23 protein-coding genes are annotated in these 25,398 nt (G+C 72.1%); 9 read left to right on the top strand and 14 right to left on the bottom strand.

What is annotated here, in order from left to right; genetic code table 11:
* Window positions 1-72: 72 nt before the first annotated feature.
* Both greA and IG05_RS0134975 read right to left on the bottom strand, forming a co-directional pair.
* A complete protein-coding gene (greA, locus tag IG05_RS0134980; RefSeq protein WP_030348109.1) occupies window positions 73-570 on the bottom strand; it encodes a transcription elongation factor GreA in 498 nt (165 codons plus the stop codon).
* A 189-nt stretch (window positions 571-759) separates the two neighbouring features.
* A complete protein-coding gene (locus IG05_RS0134975) occupies window positions 760-1,158 on the bottom strand; it encodes a DUF4307 domain-containing protein (RefSeq protein WP_030348108.1) in 399 nt (132 codons plus the stop codon).
* Window positions 1,159-1,281: 123 nt separating this feature from the next.
* On the opposite strand from IG05_RS0134975, the gene mca reads away from it, so the two are divergent.
* Together mca and IG05_RS0134965 are read left to right on the top strand one after the other, a co-directional pair.
* Window positions 1,282-2,142 carry a mycothiol conjugate amidase Mca gene (gene mca, locus IG05_RS0134970; protein ID WP_030348107.1) on the top strand — a complete coding sequence of 287 codons (861 nt, stop codon included), beginning with the start codon at window positions 1,282-1,284 and terminating at the stop codon, window positions 2,140-2,142.
* The gene (locus tag IG05_RS0134965; protein ID WP_030348106.1) at window positions 2,135-2,383 is read left to right on the top strand and encodes a hypothetical protein; all 249 of its coding nucleotides are present in this window, start codon (window positions 2,135-2,137) and stop codon (window positions 2,381-2,383) included. Before mca ends, IG05_RS0134965 begins: the two co-directional genes overlap by 8 nt.
* A gap of 9 nt (window positions 2,384-2,392) precedes the next feature.
* On the opposite strand, the gene IG05_RS0134960 is transcribed toward IG05_RS0134965, so the two are convergent.
* The 7 genes from IG05_RS0134960 to IG05_RS0134930 form a co-directional block, all read right to left on the bottom strand.
* The gene (locus IG05_RS0134960; protein ID WP_030348105.1) at window positions 2,393-5,599 is read right to left on the bottom strand and encodes a tetratricopeptide repeat protein; all 3,207 of its coding nucleotides are present in this window, start codon (window positions 5,597-5,599) and stop codon (window positions 2,393-2,395) included.
* 171 nt (window positions 5,600-5,770) lie between these two features.
* Window positions 5,771-6,766, bottom strand: coding sequence for a beta-ketoacyl-ACP synthase III (locus tag IG05_RS0134955; protein WP_234336149.1), 996 nt, complete (start codon window positions 6,764-6,766; stop codon window positions 5,771-5,773).
* A 97-nt stretch (window positions 6,767-6,863) separates the two neighbouring features.
* Window positions 6,864-7,601, bottom strand: coding sequence for a DsbA family protein (locus tag IG05_RS0134950; RefSeq protein WP_030348103.1), 738 nt, complete (start codon window positions 7,599-7,601; stop codon window positions 6,864-6,866).
* Between the two features lie 2 nt (window positions 7,602-7,603).
* Window positions 7,604-8,461, bottom strand: coding sequence for an alpha/beta fold hydrolase (locus IG05_RS43935; RefSeq protein ID WP_053710288.1), 858 nt, complete (start codon window positions 8,459-8,461; stop codon window positions 7,604-7,606).
* Complete coding sequence (locus IG05_RS0134940) at window positions 8,451-9,578, bottom strand: beta-ketoacyl synthase N-terminal-like domain-containing protein (RefSeq protein WP_051790586.1); 1,128 nt, start codon at window positions 9,576-9,578, stop codon at window positions 8,451-8,453. The genes IG05_RS43935 and IG05_RS0134940 overlap by 11 nt, the downstream gene beginning before the upstream one ends.
* Window positions 9,578-10,786 carry a beta-ketoacyl-[acyl-carrier-protein] synthase family protein gene (locus IG05_RS0134935; protein WP_030348100.1) on the bottom strand — a complete coding sequence of 403 codons (1,209 nt, stop codon included), beginning with the start codon at window positions 10,784-10,786 and terminating at the stop codon, window positions 9,578-9,580. The genes IG05_RS0134940 and IG05_RS0134935 overlap by 1 nt, the downstream gene beginning before the upstream one ends.
* A gap of 4 nt (window positions 10,787-10,790) precedes the next feature.
* Complete coding sequence (locus tag IG05_RS0134930; protein WP_030348099.1) at window positions 10,791-11,051, bottom strand: acyl carrier protein; 261 nt, start codon at window positions 11,049-11,051, stop codon at window positions 10,791-10,793.
* Window positions 11,052-11,348: 297 nt separating this feature from the next.
* Between IG05_RS0134930 and IG05_RS0134925 the strand changes: the two genes are divergently transcribed.
* Window positions 11,349-11,960, top strand: coding sequence for a lysophospholipid acyltransferase family protein (locus IG05_RS0134925; protein WP_158839080.1), 612 nt, complete (start codon window positions 11,349-11,351; stop codon window positions 11,958-11,960).
* A 70-nt stretch (window positions 11,961-12,030) separates the two neighbouring features.
* Here the strand turns inward: IG05_RS0134925 and IG05_RS0134920 are convergent, their stop codons facing one another.
* The 5 genes from IG05_RS0134920 to IG05_RS0134900 all read right to left on the bottom strand — a co-directional run bounded on the left by IG05_RS0134920 (window position 12,031) and on the right by IG05_RS0134900 (window position 16,185).
* A complete protein-coding gene (locus IG05_RS0134920; RefSeq protein ID WP_030348097.1) occupies window positions 12,031-12,795 on the bottom strand; it encodes an SDR family oxidoreductase in 765 nt (254 codons plus the stop codon).
* Window positions 12,795-13,049 carry an acyl carrier protein gene (locus IG05_RS0134915; RefSeq protein WP_030348096.1) on the bottom strand — a complete coding sequence of 85 codons (255 nt, stop codon included), beginning with the start codon at window positions 13,047-13,049 and terminating at the stop codon, window positions 12,795-12,797. Before IG05_RS0134915 ends, IG05_RS0134920 begins: the two co-directional genes overlap by 1 nt.
* A 37-nt stretch (window positions 13,050-13,086) precedes the next feature.
* Window positions 13,087-13,881: an SDR family oxidoreductase gene (locus IG05_RS0134910; protein WP_030348095.1), complete on the bottom strand. Its 795-nt coding sequence runs from the start codon at window positions 13,879-13,881 to the stop codon at window positions 13,087-13,089.
* 115 nt (window positions 13,882-13,996) lie between these two features.
* Window positions 13,997-14,998, bottom strand: a complete 1,002-nt coding sequence (locus tag IG05_RS0134905; protein ID WP_051790580.1) for a beta-ketoacyl synthase N-terminal-like domain-containing protein — start codon at window positions 14,996-14,998, stop codon at window positions 13,997-13,999.
* The gene (locus tag IG05_RS0134900; protein WP_030348093.1) at window positions 14,995-16,185 is read right to left on the bottom strand and encodes a beta-ketoacyl synthase N-terminal-like domain-containing protein; all 1,191 of its coding nucleotides are present in this window, start codon (window positions 16,183-16,185) and stop codon (window positions 14,995-14,997) included. The genes IG05_RS0134905 and IG05_RS0134900 overlap by 4 nt, the downstream gene beginning before the upstream one ends.
* 380 nt (window positions 16,186-16,565) lie before the next feature.
* Here IG05_RS0134900 and IG05_RS0134895 point away from each other — a divergent pair, with 380 nt between their 5' ends.
* The 6 genes from IG05_RS0134895 to IG05_RS0134870 all read left to right on the top strand — a co-directional run bounded on the left by IG05_RS0134895 (window position 16,566) and on the right by IG05_RS0134870 (window position 25,279).
* The gene (locus IG05_RS0134895; protein WP_063760121.1) at window positions 16,566-17,498 is read left to right on the top strand and encodes a sterol desaturase family protein; all 933 of its coding nucleotides are present in this window, start codon (window positions 16,566-16,568) and stop codon (window positions 17,496-17,498) included.
* Window positions 17,495-19,084, top strand: a complete 1,590-nt coding sequence (locus IG05_RS0134890; RefSeq protein WP_051790577.1) for an MFS transporter — start codon at window positions 17,495-17,497, stop codon at window positions 19,082-19,084. Before IG05_RS0134895 ends, IG05_RS0134890 begins: the two co-directional genes overlap by 4 nt.
* A gap of 109 nt (window positions 19,085-19,193) precedes the next feature.
* Complete coding sequence (locus IG05_RS44160) at window positions 19,194-20,789, top strand: isocitrate lyase/phosphoenolpyruvate mutase family protein (RefSeq protein ID WP_063760120.1); 1,596 nt, start codon at window positions 19,194-19,196, stop codon at window positions 20,787-20,789.
* Window positions 20,786-21,916 (top strand): phosphonopyruvate decarboxylase, encoded by a 1,131-nt coding sequence (gene aepY, locus IG05_RS0134880; protein WP_234336147.1) that lies wholly within the window; start codon window positions 20,786-20,788, stop codon window positions 21,914-21,916. The genes IG05_RS44160 and aepY overlap by 4 nt, the downstream gene beginning before the upstream one ends.
* On the top strand, window positions 21,913-23,028 hold the full coding sequence (locus IG05_RS0134875) for a pyridoxal-phosphate-dependent aminotransferase family protein (RefSeq protein WP_234336146.1): 1,116 nt from the start codon (window positions 21,913-21,915) through the stop codon (window positions 23,026-23,028). The genes aepY and IG05_RS0134875 overlap by 4 nt, the downstream gene beginning before the upstream one ends.
* A 31-nt stretch (window positions 23,029-23,059) precedes the next feature.
* A complete protein-coding gene (locus tag IG05_RS0134870) occupies window positions 23,060-25,279 on the top strand; it encodes an FAD/NAD(P)-binding protein (RefSeq protein ID WP_051790575.1) in 2,220 nt (739 codons plus the stop codon).
* The last annotated feature ends 119 nt before the right edge of the window (window positions 25,280-25,398 follow it).

Genomic DNA, 25,398 nt, shown 5'->3' with positions numbered 1-25,398 from the left:
CGGCCCAGGGCATGACAAAGCCCCCGGCGGCCCTGAGGGCGCCGGGGGCCCGAAGTGAACCCGGGGCTCCGGTCAGCTCGTGTACGGCTCGGCCTTCAGGATCCGCACCGAGGCCTTCTTGCCGTTCGGCAGCTCGTACTCCGCGTCGTCGCCGACCTTGTGGCCGATGACTCCCGAGCCGAGCGGGGACTGCGGGGAGTACGTCTCGATGTCGGAGCTCGCGTACTCGCGCGAGGCGAGCAGGAACGTCAGGGTGTCGTCCTCGTCACCGTCGAAGGCGATCGTGACGACCATGCCGGGCGCGACGGCACCGTCCGCGGCCGGCGCCTCGCCGACCTTGGCGTTCTCCAGGAGCTGGGTCAGCTGGCGCACACGGAGCTCCTGCTTGCCCTGCTCCTCCTTGGCCGCGTGGTACCCGCCGTTCTCGCGCAGGTCGCCCTCCTCGCGCGCGGCCGCGATCTTGGCGGCGATCTCCGTGCGCGCAGGACCAGTAAGGTACTCAAGCTCGTCCTTGAGCTTGTTGTACGCCTCCTGGGTCAGCCAGGTGACGTTCTCGCTGGTCTGGGTCACAGGGTGCTCCTCGTCGGTACTGGGAATACAAAGCATCGCCCTACCCAGAAGCATGTTCCCTCTTGGATGGGCGAAACCACGAGCCTAACAATTCAATGGCTGAAGGGGGAGGACATAAGCCATCAGAATCGCATCAACGCAGGTCAGGGCCTGCGTATTCCGGATGAACCGGGCGGTGTCCCGGGCTGATCAGCCGGTGTGGCAGCCCAGCAGCTCGGCCGTCGTCCCCTGCGCCGTCGTACGCAGCGTGACGACCTTGTCGATCCGGGTGGCCGGTCCGGAGAAACGGAAGTCGGCGCGGCCCACCTCGGCGCCGTCGGCCGACTGGGAGCGCAGGGTGCAGTAGCCGGAGGCGCCGGCGTCCTTGCGGACCTCCAGATGCACCTTGACCGCGCCGTCGGAGGCGTCGAAGGCGATGACCTCGGCGCTGATCTCGTTCTGCGCGACGTAGTGGTAGGCGAAATAGCCGATCAGTGCGAGCAGGAACGCGCCCAGCACCGAACCGGCGATCTTGAGCTTGCGGTCGGCGCGCTGATCCGAGGGACGGCCGTAGCGGCCCTCGGGCAGCCGCGTGCTCGCGGTACTCATGATCGTCCTCTCCGCGGAATTATTCGCCCCCCGATTCGGTCACTATAGAAGCCGCCGATCGCACCCCAAGACGCGGGGCGCCGACTGACCAAGGATTGAGTCTTGACTGACCAGCTGCGACTGATGGCCGTTCACGCGCACCCCGACGACGAGTCGAGCAAGGGTGCGGCGACCATGGCGAAGTACGTGTCCGAGGGGGTGGACGTGCTGGTGGTGACCTGCACCGGTGGAGAGCGCGGGTCCATCCTCAATCCCAAGCTGCAGGGCGACACCTACATCGAGGAGCACATCCACGAGGTCCGCCGCAAGGAGATGGACGAGGCCCGGGAGATCCTCGGCGTCAAGCAGGAATGGCTCGGCTTCGTCGACTCCGGTCTGCCGGAGGGCGACCCGCTGCCGCCGCTGCCCGAGGGCTGCTTCGCGCTGGAGGACGTCGACAAGGCGGCCGGCGAGCTGGTGAGGCAGATCCGCTCCTTCCGCCCGCAGGTGATCACCACCTACGACGAGAACGGCGGCTACCCGCACCCCGACCACATCATGACCCACAAGATCTCCATGGTGGCCTTCGAGGGCGCGGCGGACACCGAGAAGTACCCCGAGGCCGAGTTCGGGCCCGCCTACCAGCCGCTGAAGCTCTACTACAACCAGGGCTTCAACCGCCCGCGCACCGAGGCCCTGCACCAGGCCATGCTCGACCGCGGCCTGGAGTCGCCCTACGGCGAGTGGCTCAAGCGGTGGAACGAGATGGAGCGCACCGAGCGCACCCTGACCACCCACGTCCCGTGCGCGGACTTCTTCGAGATCCGCGACAAGGCGCTGATCGCGCACGCCACGCAGATCGACCCGGACGGCGGCTGGTTCAAGGTGCCGCTGGAGCTCCAGAAGGAGGTCTGGCCGACGGAGGAGTACGAGCTGGCGAAGTCCCTCGTCGACACCGCCATCCCCGAGGACGACCTCTTCGCGGGCATCCGGGACAATGCCTGACATGAGCGCAAGCGTGAGCCTGGCAGTGACGCACCTCGTCCCCCTCGCCAAGGAGGTGGACGAGAACAAGGTCACCCCCGGTGTCCTCGGCTTCATCGTCTTCGCGGTGATGGCCCTGGCCGTGTGGGGTCTGATGAAGTCGATGAGCAAGCACATGCAGAAGGTCGACTTCAAGGAGGCTCCGGACGCCGCCGCGGAGGAGGCCCGGCAGAAGGCCGACTCCCCGGCCCAGCAGGGCTGACCGCACAGGTCAGCGCCCTGCCGGTACCGCCACTCCCATCACCTCCCGGGCGTGGCGGTCCGGAGTCATGCGCAGGCGCCACGCCTGCCAGCCGGCCTCCAGCTGCACGCCCCGCTCCAGCAGCAGGGCGTACGCCGGTACGTAGTCGTCCAGCTTCTCGTCCCGCAGCGGATGGGTGGCACGGGCCAGCTGGGCCAGCTCCTCCTGGGCGACCGCCGTGCCCACCTCCACCCCGCCCGGCGCCGCGTACGGCAGCAGGGTGCAGCGCAGGAAGCGGGCCCAGTCCTCGCCGCGCCGGTCGCCGTACGACGAGAACAGGGTGAGCGCCTCGTCGCACAACGCCAGCGCCTGCTGGGTGCGCGCGTTGCCCGCGTCCACCACCGCCAGCTCCAGACAGGTCCAGGCCTCGCCGTGGGCCACGCCGATCCGCTGGAAGTCGGCGCGCGCGTCCACCAGCAGCTGCCGGGCGAAACCGGAATTGCGCAGCGACCCGGTCTGCGCGGCCCGCTGGTCCCGGGTCGCCCGCGCCGAGTGGTGCCGGGCGCAGGCCAGGCCGTAGACGTCCCGCATCCGGGAGAACATCGTCCGGGACCGCTCCAGCTCGCGCACCGCCCGGTCCAGTTCGCCGGTCTCCTCCAGGGCCTGCCCCAGGTAGTACAGCGTCCACGCCTCGCCGCGCGCGTCCTCGTTGTCCCGGTGCCGGACGACCGCCCGGCGCAGGCCCTCCAGGGCGGCGGTGGCGTCGCCGTCCACCAGCCGGGCCCGGGCCAGCTGGGTCAGCGCCCACGCCTCCCCGCGGGCGTCGTGCGTCCGGCCGTACCGCTCCAGGGCCGCCCGCAGCTCCGTCTCCGCGCGCGGTACGTCCCCCAGCCGCAGCGCCAGCTGGCCCAGCTGGAAGTGCGCCCAGGCCTCGCCGTGCACCGAGCCGCCCTCGCGGTGCAGGACCAGGGAGCGGGTGAGCAGGTCCAGCGCCTGGGCCAGCCGGGCCCGGTCCCGCTGGACGGCCGCCAGCGCGTGCATCGTCCAGGCCCGGTCCGTCGCCAGTTCCGGCGCGGCCTGCAGGTCCAGCGCCTCCTGGAGCCTGGCGGCGGCCTCGGTGAGGTTGCCCTGGTGGTGCAGGGTGATTCCCAGCGAGGTCAGGGCGCGGGCCGCGCCCGCGTCGTGGTGGGCCTCCCGGTACAGGTCGACCACCGAGGCCAGCGTGGTGCGCGCCTTGTCCAGCTCGCCCAGATGCCGGGCCGCGATACCGGTACGCCACTGCACCGAGCGCACCAGCAGCCCCTGGTCCACCGACTGCGCCAGCTCGCTGATCTCACCGAGCCGGTACAGGTCGCCGCGCAGCAGGCAGTAGTCGCACAGCGCGCCGAGCAGGTTCAGCACCGCCGCCTGGTCCACGCCCTCCGCGTGCCGCAGGGCCGCCGTGATGAAGCTGGACTCGTCGTCCAGCCAGCGCAGCGCCTCGTCGAGGGAGGGGAAGCCGTGCGAGCCGAACTGGTTCGACCGCGTCGACATGTTCCCGTCGACCAGGCGCAGCACCGCGTCGGCCAGCTCCGCGTAGTTCACGATCAGCCGTTCCTGGGCCGCCGCCCGCTCGGCCGGGTCCTCCTCGTCCAGCAGCCGGGCGTGCGCGAAGGCCCGCACCAGGTCGTGCAGCCGGTACCGGCTGCCGCGCACGTGGTCGATCAGGCCGGCCCCGGCGAGCGCCACCAGATGCCGGGTGGCCTCGGCCTCGTCGGTGGCGAGCAGGGAGGCCGCCGCCGCCGCGCCCAGCGAGGCCCGGCCCGCCAGCGCCAGCCTCCTCAGCAGCCGGCGGGCGGGCTCCGGCTGGTCGCTGTAGCGCAGCCACAGCGCCCGCTCCACCGGATCCACCGGGCCGTACGCGCCCAGGTCCGCGGCCAGCTGCCGGGGTGAGCGCGGGCCCAGCGCGGAGCCCGCGGTCCGCAGCGCCAGCGGCAGCCCCCCGCACAGCTCGCGGATCCGGTCGGCGGACTCGGCGTCGTACGGCCCCGAGGGGTCCTGCGCCGCCGCGCTCAGCAGCTCCTCGGCGCCCGCCGCGTCCAGCGCCGGGACCGGCAGTTCGTGCACCCGGGCCGGCAGGTCGGCGGGCAGGTCGAGAGGCGTGCGGGCGGTGACCAGGACCAGGCTGTCGGAGTGCTCCGGCACCAGGGCGCGTACCTGCTCCGGGTCCGAGGCGTCGTCCAGCACGATCGTCACCGGCAGACCGGTCAGATGCCGGTGGTACAGCTCGCCGAGCCGCTTGACCTGCTGGTCGGGGGAGGACCGCTCCCGGAACAGCAACTGCTCACGGGGCGCGCCCAGCCGGTTGAGCAGGTGCAGCAGCGCCTCCCGCGTGGACAGCGGCGCCTCCTCCCGGCTGCCGCCGCGCAGGTCCACCACCACCGCGCCCCGGAAGTGGTCGCGCAGCTCGTGCGCAGCGCGCACCGCCAGCGTGGTCCGGCCGGAGCCGGGCTCGCCGTGCAGCACGACCACCGTCGGCCGGGTCTCGGTGGCGGCGCGGGCCGCCTGCGCCCACTGCCTGATGCGCCCCAGCTCCGTCCGACGTCCCGCGAAGACGCCGCCGGCCTCGGGGAGTTGTCCGAAGGACTGCTCCAGCACCGAGCGCCTGCGGGCCGCCGCGCTCTTGTCCGTGCCGCGCAGCGCCGGGCCGCCGCCGGTCTTCTTCGCGCCCGTGGAGGCGCTCAGCACCCGCTGCTGGTCGAGGAACGGGCGGATGCCCCGCACCTCCAGCGCGGTCAGCCACTGCAAGCGCAGCTGCTCCGGGCCGCCGGGCTGGCCGGCCGCGCCCGCGCGGTGGTGGGCGGCCGGCAGATGCGTACCGGCCACCTTCACCACCGTGGCCGCGGCGCCCGCCACGGCCGCGGTGGTACCCGCACCGAGGGCCGTGCCGGCGCCCGTGCCGAGGGACAGATCGGCGAGGGCGGCGGCCACGGCGGCAACGGCCGCCACCAGCAGCGCCGTTCCGGCGCCCGCCCGCGCGTACCGCTGCCCGAAGGTCAGCCGCCCGGCCTCCGCCTCGTCCAGCGCGCGCGTGTAGTCCGCGTACTCCTCGCCGGCCGCCCCCGCCATCGCGTCCAGCGCGCCGCGCGCCCGGGCCAGCAGCACCTGGCCGTCGACCCGCCCGCCCGACCGCCGCACCTCCTCCTCCACGGCCCGCACCAGCAACCGCTCGGCTTCCGCCCGATGACCGTCCCGCATGTCCCGTCCCCCTCCGGCGGCAACTCCTTCGCGTACGAGTGTCCTTCGGGGGAGACGGGATGGCGAGGGGGTGACGATCAGCGGGGTGCCGGGGCTCGCCTTCGACCGGCGCCGGCGAGCCGCCGCACGCGGTCCTGGTCGAAGCCGGCCGGTCGGGCCTGCCCGCTCCGGTCAGGGGCAGATCACCACTTGCGCCGCGTAACTCAGACCCGCGCCGAATCCGACGAGCAGCAGCACGTCCCCGGCGGCGATCCGCCCGGCCGCGCGCATGTGGTCCAGGGCGAGCGGGATCGACGCGGAGGAGGTGTTGCCCGACTCCGCGATGTCGTCGGCGACCACCAGGTCGGGGCGTGCGCCCTCCGCCTTCAGCTGCTTGGCGATGGAATCCACGATCCGCAGGTTGGCCTGGTGTGGCACCAGCGCGTCGATGTCGGACAGCCGCAGCCCGGCCCGCTCGACAGCGCGCGCGGCGACCGGGGCGGCCGTCTCCGTCGCCCACCGGTACACCGACAGCCCGTCCTGTTCGATGTACGCACGATCCCAGATGCCGACGGTCGAAACCCGGTCGCCCGCACTGCCCCACACGACGGGCCCGATCCGGGGTTCGTGCGACGGGCCGACGACGGCGGCCCCGGCCCCGTCACCGAAGATGATGGCGGTGTTGCGGTCGGACGGGTTCACCCAGTCGGTGAGCTTCTCCGCGCCGACCACCAGGACATGGCCCGCCGAACCCGACCGGACGAGGTCGGACGCGGTGTTGAGGGCGTAACAGAAGCCCGCGCAGGCCGCGTTGAGGTCGAACGCCCCACTGGCGCGGATACCGATCCGGTCGGCCACCTGTGCGGCGGCGTTGGGGATCGGGGCGGGCATCGTGCAGGTCGCCACGATCACGGTGTCCACCATGGACGGGTCGACCCCCGCGTCGGCCAGGGCCTTGCCGCCCGCCTCCACGGCGAGGTCCGCGACCGAGGTCTCGGGGCCCGCGAACCGGCGGTTGACGATGCCGACCCTGGTCCGGATCCACTCGTCGTTGGTGTCGAGCACGGCCGCCAGATCGTGGTTGGACACCACCCGTTCGGGCAGGGCGCTGCCCAGGCCGAGCAGCCGGGTGTGCGGGGAGCCGCTGACCGAGCGGAGCCTTGTGCCCGGGTTGTCCATGCCGTCCATGTCCCTCTCTCTTCGCGGGTTGAACCGAGTCGTTCGTCATATCGGCTCGCGGGGGCGCCGCGTGGCGTCCGGTGCCCGGAGCGACGTCCGGTCCAGGTCAGCCGCAGCCGCCTGCGGTGTCCCGGTCGTACGCACCGATCCGGCCGGCGAGCAGGGCCGGTACGCCGTCCAGCGGGTCGTTCTCGGCGGCCGGCGCGGCAGCGGGGGAGGAGTGCTCGCCGTAGACCTCCTCCAGGGCCGTGACGAAGTCGTCGAGCCGGTCGAGGCCCCAGAGCCGTTCCCGGCCGATGCGGAAGTAGGGGAATCCGAAGATGTCGTCCTCCCACGCCGCCTCAAGGACGTCCACCGCTTCGGTCCGGACCGCCGGATCGAACTCGGCGGCCCGCAGCGCGGCACCGTCGAGCCCGGCCGCGTCGGCGACCCTGATGAAGACGTCCTCGTCGTAGATGCGTTCCCCACGGTGCCAGCGCGCCTCGACGAGCGCCCGGTACAGGGTGTGTTCCTCGCCCCGCCGGCGGGCTGCCAGCCAGGCCAGGTGCGGCAGCTCCCACTCCTGCCCCTGCTGGTCGACCGGCCACACCAGCGGATGGCCGAACCGAGCCGCCGTCCGCTTGACGTCCCCCAGCATGTACAGGTGCTTCGCCTTGCTCATCGGCGTGTACAGCACCTCGGCGCCCCGGTCGTGGAGTGCCTGCCGGAGCCGGGGTTCGGGCTCCCAGAACGGGTAGTAGTCGATCAGCTCGGTGGCCCGCGGGAAGCGGCGTTCCAGCTGCTCCACCGCCATCCAGCTGTACGGGCTGCGGAGGCTGAAGTACAGCCGAGGACGCCTGCGCATGCTCATGCACCCCCTCGGGCACCGGTGAGGACGCCGGCACCGGCCGCCCCGGCCAGGAAACCGGTGAACTCGGCCGCGATCTCGGCCGCGTGACTGACGTGGAAACAGTGGCCGTAGCCAGGCCGGTGCGACACCGTCACCGCCCGTGCCGCCCCGGACAGCGCCGTAGCCCGTCGCTCGACCAGTGCCGGGTCGCTCTCGCCGACCAGCACCCGGGTCGGCGTGCGTATCGCGGCCACGGGGAAGGTGCCGGTGGCGGCGAACCGCAGGTACAGCGAGTGGATCCCGGCCGGACCGATCCGGTCGAGCGTGGTGTCCACGATCATCTCGAAGAGCGCCTCGTCCATGCCGTCGTAGCGGGTGCCCAGGGAGATGCGGATGCCGTCGGCGACCGCGAACCGGAAGGCCGCGCGGAACTCCCGTTCCAACGCGTCGTCCACCGTGTCCTCGACCGGGCGGTAGAAGGGTGCGAACAGCATGGCCGCCGCGAGGTCCGGGGCATCCGGTGCGCACAGCAGCTCCAGCACCGCGTTCCCGCCCAGCGAGTGGCCGAGCAGCGAGTGCACGGGACCGTCGAGCAGTTCCAGGGCGCCGCGCAGCCACGTCCCGGGAGTTCCCGCGTCACCCCAGCCGTAGTCGTTGCCCGCGCGCCACGGCAGGTCGAGCGCGACCAGCCGGTAGTCGCCCGCCAGCTCCCGGGCCAGCGGCTGCCATTCGCGCCAGCCGCCCTCGGCTCCGTGCACCGCGACCACCAGCGGCCCGCTGCCGTCGGCCAGGACACGGACGCCCACCCGGTGTCCGCCCGTCTCCCGGGCAGCCGTCTCGGGGACGTCCTGCGGACGCCTGCGCTCACCTGCCACCGTTGCTCCCCCTCCTGCTCCAGCCGCGCAGCACCACGGCGCCGACTGCGCCGTCCGGCGAAACGGACGTCACCAGGGACACCTCGTCGTCGTGCCGGGAGCCGGCGCGGTGCCGGGCGAGGACAGCGGCGATCTGGACCATGCCCGCGGCGCCGCCGCAGTCCCCGGCGGACTCCTTGACCCGCAGCCGCTCGGGGCCACCGGGGCCGAAGACCTCTCGCAGGGCCGCTTGTTCGGCCGTGTCGAGGCGGGTGGTGCCGCCCTCGCCGGTCGATGCGACGGCGACCTGGTCCGAGGTGACGCCCGCCGCGCCCAGTGCGGCCCGGATCCGTTCGGCCAGGGCCCGCGCGAGACCGGCGCCGTCCCCGTCGCAGTGGCCGGACTCGACGGACAGGATCTCCGCGTCCATCGGCCTGCCGGCCGCCCGGGCGGCCCTCGCGTCCTCGGTGACCAGCACCACCGCGGCCTCACCGAGCGGAGCCCGGGTCGGATCGCCGGCCCGGGTGTGGTGGTCGCCCCAGGCGCGGTGCGCGCCGAACTCCTCCGTCGCGCCGAGCAGCAGGGTGCCGGCATGCCCGCGGCTGATCAGGGTGCGGCCGTAGCGCAGTACCGACACGGCCGACAACTCGCCCGCCGGTACGGTGCAGTTGACACCACGGAGCTGGTACCAGATGGCGCAGCGACTCGCCGCGCAGTTCATCACGGCGTTGGGGAACAGCAGCGGCTCGACCATGTACGGGCGCTCGTTGACCAGCGTCTCCCGGTCGAACTCGGCGGTGGCGCGCAGACTGCCCAACGTGGTGCCCAGCACCACCCCGACCTCGTCGCGGTTGTCATCGTCCACGACCAGGCCCGCGTCGGCCAGCGCCATACCGGACGCCGTCACGGCGAACGCGGTGCTGCGGTCCAGGCTGGCGGTGCGCTTGCGGCCCAGGTGCTCCCGTACGTCGAAGTCCACGATCGCGCACGCCTTGTCCTGCGGCAGCGGCTCGTCGAACATGCCGCTCACGTCGGCGAGTGCGCTCCTGCCGGCGGCCAGCGCCCGGGAGAATTCGTCCGCGCCCGCCCCCAGCGGGGACAGCACCCCCCAGCCGGTGACGGCGAGTGTGGCCGGCATCAGGCAACCTCCCCGAACACGGTGACCGCGTTGTTCCCGCCGAAGGCGAACCCGTTGTTCTGCACGATCCGCAGCCGGGCCGGCCGCGCGGTGTTCGGCACCGGATCGATGCCCGCGAGCTTCGGGTCCGGGGTGGCGTAGTTGATGGTGGGCGGCATGAACCCTTCCTTGATGCCGAGTACGGACGCGATGGCACCCAGGCCGCTCGCCGCGCCCATGGTGTGTCCCAGCATCGACTTGATGGAGCTCATCGGCGGCGGGGTCGCACCGAACACGTCCCGCACCGCGGTGGTCTCCGTGAGGTCGTTGGCCGGGGTGCCCGTGCCGTGGGCGCAGATGTAGTCCACGTCGGACGGGGAGATCCCGGCGTTCTCGTGGGCCCTGCGGATGCAGCGGGCGATGCCCTCGGCGTCCGGTGCCACCGGGTGGCGGGCGTCGCAGCTGAGGCCGTAGCCGAGCACTTCGGCGTAGATCCTGGCGCCGCGCTCGCGTGCCGAGTCCAGGGTCTCCAGGAACAGCGCCGCCGCTCCTTCGCCGGCCAGTACTCCGGTGCGGTCCCGGTCGAAGGGGGAGCAGGCGTCCTGTGCCATCAGCCCGCAGCGGTAGAAGCCCGCGTGCCCCCACCGCACGATGGAGTCCGCGCCGCCCGCGATCATGTAGTCGAGCTCGCCGCCCGCGATCATGTCGTAGGCGTTGCCGATGGTGTAGTTGCTCGCCGAGCACGCCGCCGACAGCATCATGGAGTCACCGGTGAAGCCGAGCTCACGGTTGACCGCGGCGCCGATACGGGACGCCGGGGTCAGGGCGAACTCCGCGCCGGACAGGTCGTCGAAGCCGTCCCGCACCCAGTCCTCGGTCAGGTGCTGGACGTGCAGCGCCTCGCCCGTACAGGTGCCCACACTGGCGCCGGACCGGGGGCCCGTGATCAGCTCGGGGTCGATCCCCGCGTCCTCGACGGCGAGCCGTGCCGCGGCCGCCGCGAACAGGCTGGTGCGCCCCCACTCGGCGGGGTCGAGCCGCTTGAGGACCGACTCGGCGGCAAAACCCCGGACCTCGCCCGCCATGACGTGCGGGAAGCCGGTGGTGTCGAAGCTGGAAATGGGAGAGATTCCGCTGTGCCCGGCGCGCAGCCCGGCACCGAAGGCGGCGATCCCGATCCCGATACTGGTAACCGGTCCGAGCCCGGTGATGACGACGCGCCGGTCCACGGGCTCAGTCCTGCCAGTTCGCGACGCGGGCGACGACCTGGTAGACGGCGGTGAGGCTCGTCATGTTCGGCAGCTCCGACTGCGGCAGCTCGATCTTGTACTTCTTCTCGATGCGGGCCAGCAGTTCGATGGCGCGCAGCGAGTCGCCGTCATGGTCCTCGATGAACCGGTCGTCGTCGCCCAGTTCCTCGGGCTCTATCTCCAGGGCCGCCGCGGCGAGCTCCCGGAGTTCTTCGAGACGCTGCACCTGCAGGGTCTGGGACATGTCAGCCTCCGATGTACGTGGTCCTCGATGATTTGTCGGGTGACCGGAACAATATGTGAGAAGCAGCGTAACGGTATCCCGCTAATCACCCGCTAAAGCGCGACTTTCATGCGACCGGCAGCCGCCCTTAAGGCGGCTTGCGATTGCGCCCGGGACGAATCAGGATTCGCGACGAAAGCTCCTGCGGGGAGGCGAGCCGGCCCCCGCGTACTGACAGGAAGACAGGTGGTGCGCATGCTGTGGACGCTACTGAGGTGGATTTTCGTTGTTCCGCTGCGGGTCATTTTCCGCCCGCGTGTGGAAGGAATCGAGAATATACCCGAGGAGGGGCCGTTCATTGTCGCGGCTAATCATCTGTCGTTCTTCGACTCTATTTTCATCTCGCTGCTCGCGCCCCGGCGCATGTATTTCGTCGGCAAGCAGGGCTGGCTGGAACAGCCCGGTCTGAAGGGGAAGGTGCAGGGCCTGTTCTTCCGGGGCGTCGGAATGGTGTCCGTGGACAGCGGGAGCGGTTCGACGACGATGGCGGGTCTGGAGACCTCCCTGCGCCTGCTCGGCCGCGGCCACGGGCTGGGCATCCACATCGAGGGCACCCGGTCCCCCGACGGGCGTCTGTACAAGGGGAACACCGGTACCGCCTGGCTGGCGCTGCGCAGCGGCGTGCCGGTCGTCCCGTGCGGGGTGCGGGGCACGGAACGGGTCCATCCGAAGGGAGCCAGGCGGCTGTACGTCGCCCGGTTCGACGTCTGGTACGGCAAGCCCTTGCGCTTCACCGAGCACCACGGCCGCGAGTCCGACCGCAGGGTGCGGCGAGAGGTCACCGACCGGATCGTCCAGGAGATCGGGGCGCTCACCGGTCAGGAATACGCCGGCATGTACGCGGAGACCGCGAAGAGCCGGCTCGCCTGACGGGGTGAGGCTCCTCCTCGTGGAAGAGCCTCACCTCTCCCCGCCGCCGGCGGCCCGGACCCGACTCGGCTCAGCCGCTGATGCCACCGTCGATCTGGAGCACCTGGCCCGTGATGTACGCGGACCGCTCGGAGACGAGGAAGGCGACGGCGTCGGCCACCTCCGCGGCCGTACCCGCCCGGCCGAGCGGGATCTGCCGCAGCACCTTGGTCCGCGCCTTGTCGTTCATACCGTCGGTCATGTCCGTGGCGATCAGACCGGGCGCCACGACGTTGGCCCGGATACCGAACCGGGCCACCTCCTTGGCCAGCGACTTGGTGAAGCCGATGATCCCGGCCTTCGACGCCGCGTAGTTGGACTGCGTGGCGTTGCCGTGCACCCCCGTCACCGACGAGATGTTGACGATGGCACCGCCCTCCTGCTTGATCAGCGGGAAGACCGCCGCCCGGCACGCGTGGTAGGTGCCGGTGAGGTTGGTGTCGATGACGCTGTGCCAGGCGTCGGGGCTCATCGTTGCCAGCGGGGAGTCGCTGACGATGCCCGCGCTGGTCACCACCGCGCCCAGCGGGCCGAGCGCCTTCTCGGTCGCGGCCACGAAGTCCGCCATGGCCTGGGCGTCCGTCACGTCCACCGCCGCATCGAACACCCGGCGGCCGTGCTTCTCGGCGAGCCGCTCGATCAGGCCGGCGTCTGCCGGACGGCTGCGGTAGCAGTAGCCGACGTCGTACCCGTCGGTGAGCAGACGCTCCACCACCGCCCGGCCGATGCCGCGCGACCCGCCGGTGACGAGCGCGACCCGCGGGTCGTTCGCGGCGTTGCCGCCGGCCTCGGTCATCACACTGCCACCTTCGCGGCGAGGAGGTCGTGGACGGACTTCAGGGAGCGCACGTCCTGGAGGTTCGACTCGTTGACCGTCACCTGGTACTTGCGCTCCAGCGTCACCAGGATCTCCATGGCGAGGAGGGAGTCGACGTCGAGGTCCTCCTTGAAGTCGGCGGTGTCGGTCACTTCGGCGATGTCGATGTCGATGACCTCGGCGATGGTGCTGCGGAGGTCCTCCAGGTCCAGGACCGGTGCCGTCTGCGGCATGGGTTTCTCCTCGGTTGTGTCGGTGTGGTCGTGCGGATCAGACGAGGCCTTCGCCGCCGTCGACGGCGATGGTGTTGCCGGTCAGCCAGGACGATTCGCTGGCGGAGAGCATCACGATCGCCTCGGCGACGTCCTCGGGCGTCGTCGTACGGCCGTGCGGGTTCCCCTCGGCGGCACGCCGGGCGAGCTCGTCGCTGCCCGGGATGCGCCGCATGGCCGGGGTCGGGGTCATGCCGGCCCGCAGGGCGTTGACGGACACGCCCGCCGGGGCGAGTTCGACGGCCAGCTGGCGGACGTGGGCCCCCAGCGCGGCCTTCGCGGCGGCGACGGCGCCGTAGCTCGGCATGGCGTGCTCGTCACCGCGACTGGTCAGGGCGAACACACTGGCACCACGGGGGAGCAGACCCGCCACGTACAGGTCGCGGACCCAGTAGACGAGGCTGTGCCCCATCACGTCGGCGGTCATGTTCATCTGGCGCTGCGTGATCACGTCGGGTTCCCCGTCCCGCGGGATGAGCGGGAGCAGGCTGCCGAAGGCCAGCGAGTGGAGCAGCACCCGCACTCCCTGGCCACCGGTCAGCTCGGCGAGTTCGGCGACCAGTTCGGCGCGGTTCTGGGCGCTGGCCGCGTTGCGGTTGTGGAAGGACACCTGGACGCCGGTGTCACGGAGCTCCGCGACCAGCTCGTCGACGGCGTCCTCCTGGGCGGCGGTGCTGAAGTGGACGCCGCAGATGTTCGCGCCCTCGCGCGCCATGGCCAGGGCGGTGGCCCGGCCCATACCGCTGGAGGCGCCGAGGATCAGGCACCACGTTCCCTTGACAGATGACAGCATTTCCACCTCTTGGTCTGTGCACGTATGCCGTGCTCGGGGTCCGTCTGACGGGCGACGCACTCCGGTGCGGGCACGAGCTGTGCGCACACCGGTCGCGCCGTACGGCTCCAGGGGTTCAGGGCCGTGGGGCGGTGGGGTCCGCGGTGTCCGGTGTCCGGATCAGCGCGAGAGCGGCGTGGCCCGAGCGGCCGGCGACGACCACCACGTGGGTGCCGGGGCCGTCCGCGCGCAGCGCCCGGGCGAGCAGTGCCACCGGCGCCAGCGCCCCCGCCCGTGGTTCGGACACCTCCGTGGTCACGGCAACCCGGGAGCCGCACCAGGCGCGCACCGAGGTCTCGACGAGGGCGGCCACGGGCGAGGCGTCGGTGACCAGCCGCACGGAGGCCGGACCCGACGCGGTCGGGCCGACGGCGTGCAGCGCGTCCAAGGCCTCGCGCACCGCGTGGCGGGCGCGCTCACGGCCCGGTGCCCCCGCCAGCGCCGCGGGCGGCAGGAAGCACAGGGCGGTCCGCAGCGACACACCGTCCGCCGTGGCCCCGGCCCCCCGCGGGCGCAGCAGGAACAGCGCGGCGCCTTCCTCGGGAGCGGCCGTGCCGCACCAGGGGTCGGCCGCCTCGGTCGCTCCGGCGAGGACGACGTCACAGCGGCCACCCGACAGCTCCTGCGCCGCCACGTGGAGCGCCTCGAAACCGGCGACGCGCTCGGAGGTCAGCGTCAGGTTGAAGCCCTTGATCGCGTGCTCGGTGGACAGTTTCGCGGCGACCAGGTTGACCGAGAAGAACGGGGTGGTCATCGGGCTGAGCAGCCGGATCCCGTCCTGCCGTACCGTCTCCTCGATCTCGGCGTGCAGGGAGGCCACGGCACTGTTCGTGCCCACGACGGCCGCCCGCCGTTCCGCGGCGAAACGTTCCGTCCCGTCCTCGCACCCGGGGCTCGTCATGGCTTCGCGAGCGGCGGCCAGCAGGTACTGGCAGGCACCGGGAAGGTATTTGTAGCCGCGCGGCCCGAGCCGGGTGCGGTGGTCGAACCAGGGGGTGCCGGGCGTGGATCCGGCAGGCGGCACCACGAGCCCCACGCCTGCGACGACGGCCTCGGCCACCGTGGTCCGGCCTGTCACAGCGCGTCACCCCCGAACACCATTGAGAAGTTGGCCCCGCCGAATCCGTACGCGCTCAGCAGGGTGTTCGCTCCGGGCACCGGCGTCGGTCCCCGCTGCGGCAGCCAGACGTCACAGCCGGCGTCCTGCCGGTCGAGGGGCACGTTCGCCGGTGCCTGCCCGTGCCGGGCGATCAGCGCGGCGCAGACCGCGGCGAACGCCGCCGCGGCGCCCGCGCTGTGACCGATGAACGCCTTCAGGCTGAACAGAGGCACGCGGTCGAGGTGCTCCCGGAGCACCTCACGCAGGACCCGGGACTCCAGTGCGTCGTTCTGCTCGGTCCCGGTGCCGTGCGGGATGACCAGGCCGATGTCCTCGGGCCGGGTCCGGGCCTCGCGCAGCGCCTCCCGCGCCACCCGCACCAGTTGGCCGCCCTCGGGGTCCGGCGCGGTGGGGTGGTGGGCGTCGCAACTCCAGGCGCTGCCGCGCAGCCGGCCGTAGCGGCGGCGGCCACCGGCAACCCGCGCGGACTGGACCACGAGCATGGCCGCGCCCTCACCGAACACGGTGCCGCGGCGGTTCTCGTCGAACGGGCGGCAGGCCTTGGGGTCGTTGGCGCCGAGCCGGCTGAAACTGGACAGCGGCACCGTGCCCAGCGCGTCCGCCCCGCCGACCAGCACCGTGTCGGCCTCGCCCCGCCGCACCATGCCCATGGCGAGGGTCAGGGCGTAGCCGCTGGCCGCGCAGGCATTGCTCACGCTGAGGTTGGTGCCGAACGCGCCGAAGGCGTCGGCGACCGCGGAGGACAGCGTGAACAGGGGCTGCCAGTCGCCCGTCCGGCCAGCCGCGGTGTCCGGGCCGAAACCCAGGTCACGTTCCCCGGTCGCACCTCCTGCCGTACCGATCACCACGGCCATGTCGGTGATCTCGGCGTCGGTCAGGCCGGCGTCGGCCACCGCCTCCCTGGCGGCGTGCAGCGCGAACTCCGTGGCCCGGTCCCGTCGTCCGGCGGGGGCCGACGACCACGGACCCGCCGCGGTCACCTGGTAGGCGAGGGCATCGGGAACGCGTTCGGTCAGTCCGGGCACGGGGTGCGGACGGCTGTCGGCCGCCTTGAGCCCGGCCCAGAACTCCTCGGTGCCCGGCCCCAGGCAGCTCACGGCGCCGACTCCGGTCACCAGGACGTCCGGGGGGTCAGGGGAGTGCATGCTCGGCTCCCTCTCATGGGGCGGCTGTCGCAGGCGGAGACGATCGGCAGGGGCCGGCGCTCGGTCACCGCGAGAAGACGAATGTGGCCGGAGATTTCAATTCTCATGCGCCCCGCAATCGCGATACGCGCCATTCGACCAGGTCGACGTGAGCATACAGGGCGGCCGCTAAAACTCCGCTTAATACCCGGTAAGGAGCCGCTGGTCTGCGACTTGCCCACCCGGGAACGGCTCGCCAATCAGGCGGGAATGGCGATCTTTAAGTTCCGCTTTAGGGGCCCGCATTAGGGTTCCGAGTGACAACAGGAAGGCACCGTGGGGCGTTTCCGTAAAGCCACGGGACACATCCGGCAGGGGCGCATGATCCAGAGGAGTTACCGATGCTCGACAAGGTGATGGACCGACTGCACGACCCGGCGGTCTACGCCCTTCCCGCGATGGCACTGCTGATCGTCATCGAGCTGGTGGCGATGAAGTTCAGCGACGACGAGGAGCAGACCGGGTACGACCTGCGGGACCACCGGACGAGCATCCTCACCGGCCTGGGCTCGCTGATCTCCTCCACCCTGCTGCGCACCCTGGCCCTCGCTCTCTACCTGCTCGTCTACGAGTACCTCGCCCCGTGGCACCTGTCCTCGACGAACTGGATGACCCTGGTCCTCGTCTTCTTCGCCGTCGAGCTGCTGCTCTACGTCTACCACCGGGCCTCCCACGCCATCCGGCTGATCTGGGCGGGTCACCAGGTCCATCACTCCAGCCAGTACTTCAACCTCTCCACGGCGCTGCGCCGCAAGTGGGCGCAGTGGTTCGAGAAGGCGATCTGGTTCCCGCTGCCCCTCTTCGGCGTGCACCCCGCCCTCGTCTTCTCCATGCACTCGATCCACCTGCTGTACGGGCTGTTCTCCCACACGGAGAAGATCGGGAAGCTGCCCCGGTTCATCGAGTACGTCTTCGTCACGCCGTCCCACCACCGCGTGCACCACGGCACCGAACCCGAGTACATCGACAAGAACTTCGGCAGCATCCTGATCATCTGGGACCGCCTCTTCGGCACCTTCCAGCCCGAGGTGCAGCGCCCGACGTACGGTCTGACCAAGCAGATCGACAGCTACAGCATCTGGCACGTACAGGTGCACGAGTTCGCCACCATGTTCCGCGACGTGCGCCAGGCCCGCACCGTCAGGCACAAGCTCGCCTACGTCTTCGGACCGCCCGGCTGGAAGCCCGCCGAGGAACGGACCCCGGAGCAGGGCCACGGCGGGCCGGGCCAGGCCGACGCCGGCGCCGGGAGGACCAGTGAAGCTCTCGCATGACTGAGGACCTCCGCCCGAGGCCGCGCCCGGACGGGCCGGCCGAGCGGCAGCCTGCCCGGCCGGCCCGGCGAACTGTGCGCGGACACGCGTGGCTGACCCTGATCACGCTGTCGGTCGGCGCGATGATGGTCTCGCTGGACGGGATGATCGTCGCCGTCGCCCAGCCCGCGATGCAGGACGCCCTGGGGGCCGACCTGACCGGCATCCAGTGGGTGACCAACGGCTACCTCCTGACCGTCGCCGCGCTGCTCATCACCGCGGGAAGGCTCGGTGACCGCTTCGGCCACCGCAACGTCTTCCTCGCCGGAGTCGCGGGGTTCACCGCGACGTCGGTGGCCATCGGACTGTCCGGGAGCCTGGGCTGGGTCGTCGGTCTGCGCATCGCCCAGGGCGCCTTCGGCGCGCTGATGCAGCCGGCCACACTGGGGCTGCTGCGCAGCGCCTTCCCGGCCGAGCGGCTCAACATGCCGATCGCCGTGCGCAGCGCGGTCATCGCGGCGTCCACGGCGGCGGGCCCGGTCGTCGGCGGCCTGATCGTCGAACACGCCGACTGGAGCTGGGTGTTCTTCCTGAACGTGCCGCTCGGCGCGATCGCGTTGGTACTCGGGCTCACCGTGTTGCGCGACGTGCGCGCCGACGGCGCCGTCGGCAGGTTCGACGTCACCGGCACGGTGGTCCTCGCGGGCGCCCTCTGCTCGCTCGTCTGGGGGTTGGCCGAAGTCCCGCACCGCGGCTGGGCGGACACCGTCACCCTGCTCGCGCTGACGGCCGCCGCCGTACTCCTCACCGGATTCGTCTGGTGGCAGGGGCGTGCGGCCGACCCGCTGGTGCCCCTGCGGATCTTCCGGTCGGTACGGTTCTCCGTCGGCGTCTTCACCATGGTCGTCATGGGCTTCGTGATGGTCGCCGCCCCGTTCGTGCTGGTGTTCTACCTGCAGAACGTGCTCGGGCTGACCCCGGCCCAGTCGGGCGTACGGGTGCTGGCGCTGACCCTCCTGATGATCGTCGGTGCGCCCCCGGCCGCCCTGTGGATCAGCCGTTCGGGCCCGCGCACCCCCGTCGTCCTGGGGCTCGGTGCCATCGCTGCCGCCATGGCCGCGCTCGCCCAACTGGACGCCCACACCGGTACCGTGGAGATGACGCTCTACTTCTTCCTCCTGGGCGTCGGCTTCAGCCCGGTCATGGTGGGCGGCACCAAACTCGTCATGAGCAGCGCTCCGATGGAACTGTCGGGCGTCGCGGGCGGCATGCAACAGACCGCCATGCAGATCGGCGGCAGCCTGGGTGTCGCCACCGCGGGCACGGTCATCGCCGCGCACACCGCGTCGGTGCTGTCCGGACGGCTCGCCGCCAAGGGTCTCGCCCTGTCCCCGGAGCAAGCCGACGCGGCCGCCCGCAAGGCTGCCGTCGGGCTGTCCCCCGACCTCGGCCTGCCCGGCGCCGCGCAGGAACTCCTGGCCCGGGTCAGCCGGTCGGTCTTCCTGGAGGGCATGCAGTACGCGCTGCTGGCCACCGCGGCCGTGGCCGCCGCGGGAGCCCTGGCAGGTCTCGCCATCGGTCCGGGGAAGACCGCGAAGCACCAGTGACCGGGCGGCCCGCCCCCCGGGCCCTCCTCCCGTCAACCACACCGAAACCACACCCGGTGGGCTGCCCCAACGACGCTGCGCCGCCCCCTCACGCACTAGGAGAATCGGCATGAGTGCCGCGACGACAGAAGCAAGTCCGGTGAGCGTCCGCTCCGCGGCGGACCGTCTGCGCGAACTGTTCGCACGGCCCGGCGTGGTCCGTATCGCCGGCGCCCACAACCCGCTCGGAGCCCGGCTCGCCGAACGTGCCGGGTTCGACGGTGTCTGGTCCAGCGGCCTGGAGGTCTCCGCCTCGCAAGGCGTCCCCGACACCGACATCCTCACGATGAGCGAGTTGCTGGGCGTGGCCGCCTCGATGGCCGCCGCCGTCGACGTACCCGTCGTCGCCGACTGCGACGCCGGGTACGGCAACGCCCACAACGTGATGAACATGATCCGCCGCTACGAGGCGGCGGGCATCGCCGCGGTGTCCATCGAGGACAAACGCTTCCCCAAGGTCAACAGCTTCATACCGGGTCGGCAGGAACTCGCCCCCGTCGGCGAGTTCTGCGGCAAGCTCGCGGCGGCCAAGGAAGCCCAGCGCCACCCGGGCCTCATGGTCATCGCCCGCATCGAGGCGCTCATCGCGGGCTGGGGCATGGACGAGGCACTGCGCCGGGGCGAGGCCTACGCGAAGGCCGGAGCGGACGCCGTGCTCATCCACGCCAAGGGCGCCTCCCCGGAACCCGTCCTGCAGTTCCTGCGGGAGTGGCAGCTGCCCACCCCCGTGGTGGTCGTCCCCACGACGTACCACACGATCACCGCGACCGAACTCGGCGAGGCGGGCGCCAAACTGGTGATCTACGCCAACCACGGTCTGCGAGCCGGCATCACCGCCGTCGACGACACCTTCCGGACGATCCTGCGGCACGACCGCACCACCGGCGTCGAGGACCGCATCGCTCCGCTGGCCACCGTCTTCGACCTGCAGGGCATGGCGACGCAGAAGCGCCACGAGGCCGAGTTCATCACCCCCTTCGAGAGCCGGGCGCGCGCCGCCGTCGTACCGGGTGCCGAGGCGCCCTCCGCGCACACGGCGGTCCTCCTCGACCGGCAGACCGCGGAGCTGCGCCGCTCGGGCATCGAATCGGTGTCCCTCGCCACGTCCGGGGACCTGCCCGCGCAGCGTCCGCAGGACACGGCGGTGCTCGCCGGGCACACCGACGCGGCCGGTGCCGTCCTCGAACTGCCCGCCAGCCAGTCGAGTGCCACGCTGCTGCTCTCCTCCGACGCGTACGTCCAGAGCGAGCCGCTGACCCGGCTGCTCGCCGCCGGCGGCGATGTGACCGTCCTGGCGGACGTGGCCGTCGGACGACACCGCGCCGACGCCGTGCCGCTGCACCTCGACTCCCGCGCGCACGAGGGCCGCAGGCTGTCCACCGGTGACGGCAGCCGGGTCACCGGTGTCGGGGGGCAGGACGCCTGCGGCGAGTTCGCCGGTGCCGCGGTGTTCTCCCCGAAGGGCTTCGCCGCGCTGCGCGAGGCCGCGGACAAGCGCCGCGCCAACGGCAGCACCGCCACCCTCGCCGACCTGCTGATAGACCTCGTCGAGGGAGGCCACCAGGTGGGCGCCGTCGAGATCGGCTCCGGGTGGATGGAGCTGCGCACCGTGGCCGACGCCGAACACGCCGCCGGACTGCTCACCGGTCAGGAGGAGGTCCGTTGACCACCGCGACCACAGCCGGTCTCGCGCCCAGTGCCGTGGTGGACCTGCTCCGCGAGCGCGGCTTCGGCCCGTTCACCGGAGTGCCCTGCTCGTTCCTCGGGCCGGTCATCACCTGCCTGGAGGCCGAGCACCCGCAGGACTACGTCATCGCCGCCAACGAGGGCGAGGCCGTCGCCATCGCGGCCGGCGCGCACCTGGCCGGCCGCAGTCCCGTCGTCATCCTGCAGAACTCGGGGCTCGGCAACACGGTCAACCCGCTGACGTCGCTCTGCCACACCCTTCGCCTGCCCGTGCTGCTGTTCGTCACCTGGCGGGGCCGCCCCGGCAGTCCGGACGAGCCGCAGCACGAGCTGATGGGTGAGATCACCCCGGGCCTGCTCACCACCATGGGCATCCGCAACGAGCTTCTCCCCGACGACCCCGCCCGCTTCGCCGAGCGCCTCGACGCGGCGGCCGAGCACATGGCGGCGACCGGCCTGCCGTTCGCCTTCGTCGTTCCCAAGGGCGCCATCTCCCCCTACCCGCACCCCACCGCCGAACCCGCGGCCCGCCACCCCGGGCTCATGCTGCGGGCCGAGGCGATCGGCCAGGTCGTCGAGGCGATGGATCCGAGGACCCTGCTCGTCGCGACCACCGGCAAGACCGCCCGGGAACTGGAACGCGACTTCGACCGGCCCGAGAACCTCTACGTCGTCGGGTCGATGGGGTGCGCCTCCAGCGTCGCGCTCGGCGTCGCGCTGTACACCGAGGGACGCCCGGTCGCCGTCCTCGACGGGGACGGGGCCGCCCTCATGCGGCTGGAGGCGATGGCCGCCGTCGGCCGCCAGAAGCCCACCGGCCTCACCCACATCCTGCTCGACAACGAGGCGTACGAGTCCACCGGAGGTCAGCCCACCGCGTCGGCCGGAGTGGACTTCTGCGCGATCGCGACGGCCTGCGGCTACCGGGCGACGTACGACGTGTCCGATGCGCGCGGGCTGCGTGCCGCGGTGCGGCAGGCGCAGCAGGACGGTGGCCCACAGCTGATCCGGGTCCGCATCGCCTCCGGCTCCGACCCGCGCCTGGGCCGCCCGGCCCTGCGCCCACCACAGTCAGCGGCCCGGTTCATGGAGGCGGTCTCCCGGTGAACGACGTCAACGGCGCCCCGCACACCCGGCTGGTGCTGATGAACCCGGGGCCGGTCATCACCGACGACCGGGTCCGCGCGGCACTCGCCGGCCCCGACATGTGCCATCGCGAGCCGGAGTTCTCCGAACTCCTCACCCGGGTACGCCACAAGACCACGCTGGTCGCGGGCGGCGGCGAGCAGCACACCTCCGTCATCCTGACCGGGTCGGGTACGAGCGCGGTGGAGGCCGCCATCAGCTCGGCGGTACCCGCCGGCGGCGCGCTGCTCGTCCTCGACAACGGCCACTACGGCGAGCGCTTCAAGCACATCGCGGCCGCCCACGGCATCCGCACCCGTCGCCTCGCATTCGGCTGGGCCACCGCCCTCGACCTCGCACGGGTCGAGGCGGCGCTGGCCGCGGACCCGGAGCTCACCCATGTCGGCGTGGTGCACCACGAGACCAGCAGCGGCATGCTCAACGATGTCGCCGCGGTCGCCCGGATCGCCCACGCGTACGGCTGCCAGGTCATCGTCGACGCCGTCAGCACCATCGGTGCCGAACGCCTCTCCCTCGCCGGGGACGGCATCGACTGGCTCGCCGGATCCGCCAACAAGTGCCTGGAAGGCGCCCCCGGCCTCGCCTTCGTCAGCGCGGCGAGGAGTGCCTTCGAAGGGCTCGGCGGCGCCCAGGGACGCACGTACTACCTGGACCTTTACCGGCACTACACCGCCCAGGAAAAGGCCGCGGCCCCCGCCTTCACCCCCGGGATCCCCGCCTACTACGCCTTCGACACGGCGCTCGATCTCGCGCTCGCCGAAGGGTGGGAGGCACGCCACGCCCGCTACACCGCCCTCGCCGAGCGGCTGCGCACCGGCCTGGAGGCGCTCGGCCTGCAACTCCTGCTGCCGCCCGGGCAGCGCGCGGCAGGGCTCACCGCCGTGCGCATCCCCGCGGACAGCAGCTACGCCGAACTCCACCGGGCGCTGCGAGCGGCAGGGTTCGTCATCTACAGCGCCCAGGAGCGGCTGGCCCGGGACTTCTTCCGGCTGTCCACCATGGGCGGCATGACGGAGTCGGACATCGACCGCTTCCTCGTCGTGCTGGCCGCTCTCCTCCCGTCCCGAGTCTGAACCGATTCCGCCTGACTGAATGAGGTAACTGGTGACCACCCCTGACGTATCGGGCCGGGCCGCGCCGGCCGGGCGCCCTTATCGGCTCGCCCTCGTCGGCGGCGGCCCGCGGGCGACGTACGCCCTGGAGCGGCTGTCGGCGACGATCGGCAGGCTGGGCCCCGGACAGGGGCTGGAGGTAGCGGTTTTCGAACGGACCGGGGAGTTCGGCGCGGGGCTGGCGCACAGCCCCGCACAGGCCCGGACCAGTTACCTCAACCGGATCGGTTCCCAGGTGAGCTTCGCGGCCGACGAGACCGTCGCCGGGGCCGGGCCGCTGCGACCGGCGGCGGAGCGGCCCACCCTCCACGAGTGGTGCCGCAGCCGCTTCGAGGCCACCGGCGACCCGGACTTCGACCTGGCACCGGAGGACTGGCCCAGGCGGTACGTGCACGGGCTCGCCCTGCGCGACATGTTCGACACGTTCGCCGAGGACCTGCGCCGCCACCCCGCGGCCGGCCTCCGCCTGCACCAGGCGGAGGTCGTGGAGGTCGAGTCGTGCGAGGACGGGCTCACCGTCGTGACCGCCGACGGCGAGCGCCACCCCGCCGACGAGGTGCTGCTGCTCACCGGGCACTCCCACCACGACCCGGAGCGGAGCCCGACCGGACGGCGGCTCGCCAAGTGCGCCGCTTTCGGCGGCGCCCACCATGTCGCCCATCCGTATCCGATGGACCGGCGGCTCGGCCCCGACCGCTGCGGCCCCGAGAAGGTCGTGGGCTGCGTGGGCATGGGCCTCACCGCCATCGACGCCATCCTCCACCTGACCGAGGGACGCGGCGGCCGGTTCGAACCGGTGCCGGGCGATGGCCTGGTGTACCGGCCCAGTGGTGCCGAGCCGGCGGGCATCGTCGCCTTCAGCGGATCCGGCCTGTTCACCTTCGCCCGGCCCGACAACCACAAGCCGAGCGACGGTTCCGGTGACCACCAGGGCACCTTCCTCACGCACGAAGCCGTGCGCCAGCTCCGGGCCAACGTCGGCAGCCCCTACCCGGGCGGAGAAACCGAACGGCAGCCGCAGCTCGACTTCGAGAAGGACGTACTGCCGCTGGTGATCCTGGAGATGGCCCACCTGTACTACGTCACCCTGTTCGGTCCCGGGGCCACCATGCTCCTGACCCAGCGGGTCATGCCGGACTACCTCGCGTTCCTGTCCGGCACCCTGGCCTCCGGCACGGACCGCGACTGCCTGGTCGCGAGGCTGGAGACAGCGGTCGACCAGCTCACCGAGGTCCTGGACGCGGTGCTGCGCGGCACCCGCACGGCCGCCGAGGCCCAGTCCTCGGTGTCCTGGCCCGTGCGGGAGGTGCTGCTGCACTGGACCCGGGTGGTCTTCGGGGCGGACGCGGAGCTGGAGGTGCGGCACTGTCTGGACCAGGCACGGCCGCCGAAGCTCGCACTGGACGGTCGCACCTCGCCGTCCGCCCTCGACAGCGCCGTCACCGCCAACCGGTTCAGCTGGGACGACGCCGTCGCCCCGGTGAGCCCGCAGCCCGGTCCGCGGCGGTTCCGCGACGCCGTACGGCAGTTCATGGGCCGCGACCAGCGCTGGGCGCGCCAGGGAAACCGGCTGAACCCGCACAAGGCGGCTTCCGACGGAGTCTGGCGCGACCTGCGCTCGGTCATCTCGTACGCGGTGGACGACGCGGGGCTGACCGCCGTCTCCCAGCGGACGTTCCTCAACCGCTACGTACGCCACCACAATCGGCTGGCCAACGGAGCCGCCCCCGAGATCATGGCGAAGATCGTGGCGCTGATCGACCACGGCCTGCTCGACGTGGGAGCCGGCCCGGAGGCGCGCGTGCGCCCCGATGAGCCGACCGGGCGCGTCGTCGTGGACGGTCCGCACACCGGGTTCGTGCGGCCGGTCGACGTCCTGGTCGACGCCCGCATGCACCCGTTCGACCCGCGTGCGGACATCCTCCCCCTCTACCGCAACCTCCTGGCCAGCGGCACGGTCCGGCTGTGGCGCAACGCCTCGGCCGACGGGGAGGACTTCGTGCCCGGCGGCCTCGAACTCAGTGCGGACTTCCATCCGGTCCGCGCCGACGGCAGCGTCGAACCCCGCATCACCGTGCTGGGGCTCCCCTCCGAGGGAGCCCGCTCCTTCCTCCTGTCGGCGCTGCGCCCCAACGCCGGCCACTACGTCATGCGGGACACGCTGACCTGGCTCGACGGATTCTGGAAGACACTGGGAACCGCCGGCGGGTAGCGGCACGGCACGGTCGGGGGCGACCGGGGGACCGCGTGTCCTCCGCCGCCTCCTCGCCCTGCCACCACCGCGTCGTGCGAGGCGGCCTGCGCTCGTGCGCCGGGCTCGCAGGCACCGGA

This window comes from Streptomyces sp. NRRL S-1022, assembly GCF_000720135.1.
Lineage (GTDB): Bacteria > Actinomycetota > Actinomycetes > Streptomycetales > Streptomycetaceae > Streptomyces.
The sequence above is the reverse complement of the archived record's forward strand: the minus strand, read 5'-3'. Positions and strand labels throughout refer to the sequence as shown.

Coding starts and splice junctions, on each gene's coding strand:
- IG05_RS0134965 (WP_030348106.1), top strand. CDS start 2,135: ATGCCTGACATGAGCGCAAGCGTGAGCCTGGCAGTGACGCACCTCGTC.
- IG05_RS0134910 (WP_030348095.1), bottom strand. CDS start 13,881: ATGCTGTCATCTGTCAAGGGAACGTGGTGCCTGATCCTCGGCGCCTCC.
- IG05_RS0134940 (WP_051790586.1), bottom strand. CDS start 9,578: ATGCCGGCCACACTCGCCGTCACCGGCTGGGGGGTGCTGTCCCCGCTG.
- IG05_RS44160 (WP_063760120.1), top strand. CDS start 19,194: ATGAGTGCCGCGACGACAGAAGCAAGTCCGGTGAGCGTCCGCTCCGCG.
- IG05_RS0134930 (WP_030348099.1), bottom strand. CDS start 11,051: ATGTCCCAGACCCTGCAGGTGCAGCGTCTCGAAGAACTCCGGGAGCTC.
- IG05_RS0134955 (WP_234336149.1), bottom strand. CDS start 6,766: ATGGACGGCATGGACAACCCGGGCACAAGGCTCCGCTCGGTCAGCGGC.
- IG05_RS0134975 (WP_030348108.1), bottom strand. CDS start 1,158: ATGAGTACCGCGAGCACGCGGCTGCCCGAGGGCCGCTACGGCCGTCCC.
- mca (WP_030348107.1), top strand. CDS start 1,282: ATGGCCGTTCACGCGCACCCCGACGACGAGTCGAGCAAGGGTGCGGCG.
- IG05_RS0134960 (WP_030348105.1), bottom strand. CDS start 5,599: ATGCGGGACGGTCATCGGGCGGAAGCCGAGCGGTTGCTGGTGCGGGCC.
- IG05_RS0134895 (WP_063760121.1), top strand. CDS start 16,566: ATGCTCGACAAGGTGATGGACCGACTGCACGACCCGGCGGTCTACGCC.
- IG05_RS0134915 (WP_030348096.1), bottom strand. CDS start 13,049: ATGCCGCAGACGGCACCGGTCCTGGACCTGGAGGACCTCCGCAGCACC.
- IG05_RS0134920 (WP_030348097.1), bottom strand. CDS start 12,795: ATGACCGAGGCCGGCGGCAACGCCGCGAACGACCCGCGGGTCGCGCTC.
- IG05_RS0134890 (WP_051790577.1), top strand. CDS start 17,495: ATGACTGAGGACCTCCGCCCGAGGCCGCGCCCGGACGGGCCGGCCGAG.
- IG05_RS0134950 (WP_030348103.1), bottom strand. CDS start 7,601: ATGCGCAGGCGTCCTCGGCTGTACTTCAGCCTCCGCAGCCCGTACAGC.
- IG05_RS0134900 (WP_030348093.1), bottom strand. CDS start 16,185: ATGCACTCCCCTGACCCCCCGGACGTCCTGGTGACCGGAGTCGGCGCC.